At 75.8% G+C, this 6,844-nt stretch carries 3 protein-coding genes; 1 reads left to right on the top strand and 2 read right to left on the bottom strand.

Annotation, left to right across the window (positions count from 1 at the left end; all coding sequences use genetic code 11):
• Together AB0J52_RS21880 and AB0J52_RS21885 are read right to left on the bottom strand one after the other, a co-directional pair.
• On the bottom strand, positions 1-648 hold a 648-nt coding region (locus AB0J52_RS21880; RefSeq protein WP_500183638.1), incomplete at its 3' end, for a glycosyltransferase.
• Positions 645-2,396: an MFS transporter gene (locus tag AB0J52_RS21885; RefSeq protein ID WP_500183640.1), complete on the bottom strand. Its 1,752-nt coding sequence runs from the start codon at positions 2,394-2,396 to the stop codon at positions 645-647. The genes AB0J52_RS21880 and AB0J52_RS21885, both read right to left, overlap by 4 nt.
• 236 nt (positions 2,397-2,632) lie before the next feature.
• Between AB0J52_RS21885 and AB0J52_RS21890 the strand changes: the two genes are divergently transcribed.
• The coding region (locus AB0J52_RS21890; protein ID WP_500183642.1) for a type I polyketide synthase at positions 2,633-6,844 on the top strand (4,212 nt) is incomplete at its 3' end.

The following is a 6,844-nucleotide window of genomic DNA, read 5'->3' on the forward strand; positions in this document are numbered from 1 at the left end:
GTCGGGCGGACGCGGCACGACGTGCTCGCTGAAGCAGGCGAGCACGAGGGGCTCGTCGCGCGGCGCGCCGCGCAGGGGGAGCGGCGGGAGGCCGAGGGCCTCGCGCCGCCACGGGTTCAGGAACGGGCGGGAGAGCTGCCAGGCCACCTGGTCGACGGCGGCGAAGCTCGCGCGGTTGCCGCGCCCGCCCAGGGAGCGCGGGACGAACGGGTGCGGGAACGCGGCGGTCGGCTGGCTCGGCTGGAAGTGGACCAGCGCCCACGGGACGTCCAGGTGCTCGCCGAGGTGCCGGGGGAGCAGGCCGACGGTGGGGCCGAGGAGCAGGTCGGCGTCCCGCGACCCGGCGAGGCACTCGTCCAGCAGGCGGCGGGCGGCGGGGCCGAGGATGCGGCGGAAGCCGGTCAGGAAGCGCACCGGGTTCCGGCCGCCCGCGAGCAGCTCCTGCCCGGCGTCCGAGGCGAGGATCTCGGTCGGGTCGACGGTCAGCGGGGCGAGGTCCAGTCCGCAGGAGCGCGCGAGCGGCGCGTAGCGGGCGCTGGCGACGAGCCGGACGCGGTCGCCGCGGGCGGCGAGGGCGCGGCCGAGGGCGAGGCACGGCTGGATGTCGCCGCGCGATCCGGCCGCGAAGACCACGACGGTGCGGCTCACGACGCGTCCTCCTCCCAGGGGTTCTCCCGGCCGTTCTCCCAGGCGTCGCCGCGCAGGACGCGGTGCGGCCCGGTCGCCTCGCTGTCCTCGGGGTCGTAGGGGCGGTACCAGCCCTCGGGCGGAGGCGGGAGGCCGCGCCGGACGTTCTCGTCCAGGTAGGTGTGCAGCATGTTGTGCCCGCGCCGCATCCCGGCCTCGTACCCGTTGTAGGACGGCGAGCGCCGCGTGTCCCGCTGCCGCGCGGGCCGCGCCTCACGCTGCCGTCCAGGCCGTGTCTCGCGCTGCCGCGCGGGCCGCTGCTCGCCCCCGCCGGACGCCGCGACCAGGACGTCCTCCGGCGCGGACCGGGGGGCGGGCACCGCGACGTCCTCCCGCAGGTCGCTCCGGCGCGGCAGCGTCGCGGCGGAGATCAGCCCGCCGACCGCGACGAGCGCCGCGCCGAGCAGCAGCCCGGACGCGATGCCGTGCCGGAAGCGCTCCATCGCCGCGGCCGACGCGTTCGCGGGCAGGTCCTGCACGAGGACGCCGACGACCGCGATGCCGAACGCCCCGGACGCCTCGCGGATCACGTTGAGGATGCCGCTGGCGACGCCGGTCCGCTCGTCCGGGACGGCCTTGAGGACGTACATCGCGAGCGGCATGACCAGCGCGGCCCCGGCTCCGACGGTGAGCACGCCCGGCATCAGGTCGGTGTAGCCGTCGCCGCGCCGGACGGTGGCGAACCAGGACATGCCGACCGCCATCAGGACCATGCCGCCGCCGATGGTGAGCCGCGGCCCGGCCCGTCCGGCCAGCCAGAACGCGACCGGCGTCAGCCCCATGATCACGAACGCGGCGGGCAGCAGCACCAGGGACGACTCGACCGCCGAGAAGCCCAGGTACTCCTGCATGAAGGTGGCCGAGTAGAACAGCAGGGCGGTGAAGCCCATGCCCTGCAGCATCTGGGACAGCAGCCCGCCGGTGAACACCCGGTTCCGGAAGAAGCCGAGGTTGATCATCGGGTCGGGGGCCCACCGCTCGACCGTGACGAAGCAGCCGAGCGCGATCACCGCGAGCGCGAACACGCCGAGCACCGGGGCCGCCGTCCAGCCGTCCCGCTGGACGGCCTCCAGCCCGTAGACCAGCGCGAACAGCATCGTCGCGGAGATCAGCACGCCCGGCATGTCCACCTTGGCGTGCGCGTTCCCGCCCTTGCCGGTCAGCACGACCGCGCCGAGCGCGATCACCAGCACGCCGGGGACGATGTTGACGAGGAAGATCCAGCTCCACGACCAGTAGGTGACGATGGCCGCGCCGATCGGCCCGCCGAAGGCGGTCGCCGTGCCGCCCGCCGCCACCCACACGATCGTGCCGAGCGACCGCTGCTTGTCGCTGCGCCCGACGGTGACCATGACGAGCGTCGCGGGCAGCGCGAGCGCCGCGCCCGCCCCCTGCACCACCCGCGCGAGGATCAGCGCGGGCGCGTCGGGGGCGAGGCCGCACGCGGCGGACGCGGCGGTGAAGACGGCCATGCCGGTGACGAAGCCGACGCGGCAGCCGAAGATGTCGGTGATCCGGCCCCCGGCCACCATCAGGCACGAGAACATCAGCATGTAGCCGGTCGTGACCCACTCGCCCGCCGAGCCGGACATCCCGAGGTCGTGCCGGATCGTCGGGAGCGCCTGGATGACCACCGTGTTGTCCATGGTGGTGATGAAGGCGCTCACGGCCACGACGAGCAGTGCCCACCGGTATCGTCCTCGGGTCACGTGGCTCGCCGCTTCCCCCTGTGCGCGTGCGTGGTCGTGGGGCCCAACTATCCCATCAGCCCCCATCGCCTGCCAGGGGGACCCGTCATCGCCCGCCAGGGGCTCTTGTCATCGGCGTGACAAGTGACACCGGAGAAAAGTGGCCTGTGTGCGCATCGTGAGGCGGTCAAAGTAGGACATCGTGGACCTCCTTCCGTGCCGCACAGACGAACCCGCGTTATTGGGGGACCCCGCACATGCACTCCCGTGAGGGCATCGGCGAGGACGCGATCCGCCGATACCTGGTCGAGCAGATCGCGCGCCGGTCCCGCCTCGCCCCCGCCGAGGTCGATCCCGACCGTCCGCTGGAGGAGTTCGGCCTCGCCTCCCGGGACGCGGTCGCCGTCGCGGGCGAGCTGGAGGAGCTGCTCGGCCGCGCGCTGCCCGCGACGCTGGTCTGGGAGCACCCCACGGTCAACCGGCTGTCGGCCGCGCTGGCGGGCGTCCCGGAGCCCGTGTCCGCCCTTCCCGCGCCGGCGCCAGCCGCGGCCGTCCGCGCGGACGAGCCGATCGCGGTCGTCGGCGTCGGCCTGCGCCTGCCCGGCGGCGACCGCGATATCACCGGCGCGGACGACTTCTGGCGCTTCCTGCTCGGCCGGGGCGACGCCGTCCGGGAGGTCCCGGACGGCCGCTGGGACGCCTTCGACGACGGATCACCCGAGGTCGGCGACCTGCTCGCCCGCACCACCCGGCTCGGCGGCTTCCTCGCCGACATCGCCGGGTTCGACGCGGAGTTCTTCGGCGTCTCGCCCCGCGAGGCCGCCGTCATGGACCCGCAGCAGCGGCTCGTCCTGGAGGTCGCCTGGGAGGCGTTCGAGCACGCGGGGCTCGCGCCCGCCGCGCTGCGCGGCACCCGGACCGGCGTGTTCGTCGGCGTCTCCGCGCCCGAGTACGCGGCGTTCACCGCCTCCGACCTGGCGGCGCTGGAGCCGTTCACCGCGACCGGGGCCGCGCTGAGCGTGATCGCCGGACGCCTCTCCTACCTGCTGGACCTGCGCGGCCCCTCCATGATCGTGGACACCGCGTGCTCGTCCTCGCTGGTCTCCACGCACCTGGCCGTCCAGGCGCTGCGCTCCGGCGAGGCGGACGTGGCGCTCGCATCCGGCGTGAACGTGCTGCTGTCGCCGACCGTCACGATGACCTTCGACCTCGCGGGCGGGACGGCCGCCGACGGGCACTGCAAGCCGTTCGACGCGAGCGCGGACGGCATGGTCCGCGCGGAGGGCTGCGGCGCGGTCGTGCTGAAGCGGCTCTCCGACGCGCGGCGGGACGGCGACCGGGTGCTCGCGGTGATCCGCGGCTCCGGCGTGAACTCCGACGGCCGCTCCAACGGCCTGGTCGCGCCGAACTCCGAGGCGCAGAAGGCGCTGCTGCGCGACGTGTACGCCGCCGCCGGGATCGACACCCGCGAGGTGGACTACGTCGAGGCGCACGGCACCGGCACCTTCCTCGGCGACCCGATCGAGGCGAAGGCGCTCGGCGAGGTGCTCGGCGCGGGCCGGGACGCCGCGAACCCGCTGCTGCTCGGCTCGGTGAAGTCCAACCTCGGCCACCTGGAGGCCGCCGCCGGCGTCGCGGGGCTGGTCAAGGCCGTCCTCGCGCTGCACCACGGGGTGATCCCGCCGTCCAGCCACTACAAGGAGCCGAACCCGCACATCCCGTTCGACGACCTGCGGCTCGCGGTGGTCGCCGAGGAGACGCCGTGGCCCGGGCAGGGCCGTCCGCGCCGCGCGGGCGTCTCGGGCTTCGGGTTCGGCGGGACGAACGCGCACGTCGTCCTGGAGGAGGCCCCGGCCGCCGAGGTCGCGCGCGAGGACGTCCCGGTCCGCGTCTACCCGCTTTCCGACACGTCCGAAGACCGGGTCCGCGCCTACGCGGCCGAGCTGGCCGAGTGGCTGGGCAAGCGCCCTGACGGCGTGGCCGACGCCGACCTCGCGCGGACGCTGCGCCGCCGCGACGGGCGCGGGCGCGCCCGGGCCGCCGTCGCCGCCCGCGACCGTGCCGGGCTGATCGACGGCCTGAGGGCGCTGGCCGAAGGCCGTCCGCACCCGGGTGTCGTGAGCGGCACGGCCGTGGGCGCTCCGGGCCGTCCGGTCTGGGTGTTCTCGGGCTACGGCGCGCAGCGCGCCGGCATGGCGCAGCGGCTCCTGGAGGAGGAGCCCGCGTTCGCCGAGGCCATCGACGACCTGGACGGGCTGTTCGCCGAGGAGGGCGGCCCCGAGCTGTGGGCGCTCCTGGAGGAGGGCGAGCCGGTCGAGGGCGGTCCGGCCGTCACGATGCCGCTGCTGTTCGCGATCCAGATCGGGCTCGCGCGCATGTGGCAGGCGTACGGAGTGACGCCCGGGGCGGTGGTCGGGCACTCGATGGGCGAGGTCGCCGCGGCCGTCGTCGCCGGGAAGCTGTCGCTCGCGGACGGCGTGAAGGTCAACTGCCGCCGCTCGCGGCTGCTGGACCGGCTGGTCGGCGGCGGCGCGATGGCGGTGCTCGGCACGTCCGCCGCCGAGGCCGCCCGGCTCGCGGACGGCCTGGACGAGGTCTACGCGGCCGTCCACTCCTCGCCGAGGCAGACCGTGGTCACCGGCGACGCCGGGCAGGTCGCGGCCGTCGTGGCGCGCGCCGAGGCCGAGGGCCTCCTCGCCAGGACGATCAAGGCCGAGGGCGCCGGGCACTCACCGCAGGTCGACCCGCTCCTGCCCGACCTGCGCGAGGCCCTCGCCGAGGTCGGCGCGAAGCCCGGGACGCCGCTCGCCGAGGGCGTCCGCCTCTACACGACCGCGCTGGACGACCCGCGCGCCGACGTCCCCATGGACGCGGAGTACTGGGCGCGGAACCTGCGCAACCCCGTCCGGCTCACCGACGCGATCGCGGCGGCGGCCGACGACGGGTTCCGGACGTTCATCGAGGTCAACGCGCATCCGATCCTCTCGCACGCGGTCGGCGAGACGCTGGACGGCGTCGGCGCGTTCGTCACGCACACGCTCAAGCGCGCGCCCAAGGGGCAGCCGACCGACGACACCCTGACCTTCCACGCGCGCCTGGCCGGGCTCGCCGCGCACGGCCACCGGATCGCCCCGCCCGCCGACGGCGCGATCATCGACGTCCCGTCCGCGCCCTGGCGGCACGAGCGGCACTGGATCGACACGTCCCGGCGGCGGCGCGCCGCGCGCCGCGACGAGCACCCGCTGCTCGGCGCGCACGTCGAGCTGCCCGGCGAGGACCGGCACGCCTGGCGCGCGGACGTCGGCACCGCCGCCCAGCCGTGGATCGCGCCGACCCTCGGGCTGCACGTCCTGCCGGCCGCCGCCGTCGCGGAGATGGCGCTCGCGGCCGGGGCCGAGGCGCTCGGCACGGAGGAGGTCCGCGTCCACAGCCTGTGGATGGAGCGGCCGCTCGCGCTCGACGCGGCCACCACGGTCACGACGACCTTCGACGAGGACGACCGGCGCGTCGAGATCCACGCGCTCACCCCCGCCGGAACCTGGACCCGGCTGGCCCGCGCGGAGGTCGGCGAGGACCGCCGTCCGCCCGCCGCCCCGCCGTCCGGCCCCGCGACCGAGATCGCGGCGGCCGAGCGCGGCAGCCGCCACTACCGGCTGCATCCCGAGGTGTTCGACCGGGCCCTCGCCGTCCTCGCCGCCGAGGCGGGCGACGGGACGTGGCTCGTCGAGTCGGTCGGCGGCCTCCGGGTGTACGGGCCGACGCACCGCGGCGGGCACGTCCGCGCCGCGTTCGACGGCACGCGCGGTGAGCTGCGGATTCTCGGTCCGGACGGCGAGGTGCTGGTCGAGGCCACGAACATCGTGCTGCGCCGCGTCGAGCGCGCCGACCTCCCCGTTCCACTCTCCGGCAAGCTCGCCGAGGTCGTCTGGGACGCCTCCGAGACTCCCGAACCGGTCGTGTCGGACGCGTCCTGGCTGCTCCTCGCGGACGAGGCCGACGCCTTCGCCACCGCCGTCGCGGCCGAGCTGGAGGCGCGCGGCCACACCGTCACCCGACGCCCGATCGGGACGGCCCCCACGGGTGACGTCCACGGGGTCGTGCTGGTGCCGGGCGAGCTGGCGGACGAGGAACTGGTCCTGGCCGTCGCGCGCACATCCGTCGCGATGCCGGACGGCCCGCGCCTCTACGTCGCCACCCGCGACGCGCTACCGGTGCTGCCCGGCGAGGCCGGAGACCATCGGCGGGCGCACGCCCGCGCGCTCACCCGCGTCCTGGCGTTCGAACGGACCGTCCAGCGCGCCACGCTCGTGGACGCCGCGCGTCCCGAGGACCTGGTCACCGAACTCCTCGCGGACGACGCGTCCCGCGAGACCGCCTACCGCGACGGCGTCCGCCGCACGGCCCGCCTCGACCGGGCCGTCCTCCCGGAAGCGGGCAAGCGGCGGCGGATCGTCCGGCGCGGCGGGGCG

It is taken from the genome of Spirillospora sp. NPDC049652 (genome assembly GCF_040675125.1).
In the GTDB taxonomy this organism is placed as follows: domain Bacteria; phylum Actinomycetota; class Actinomycetes; order Streptosporangiales; family Streptosporangiaceae; genus Spirillospora.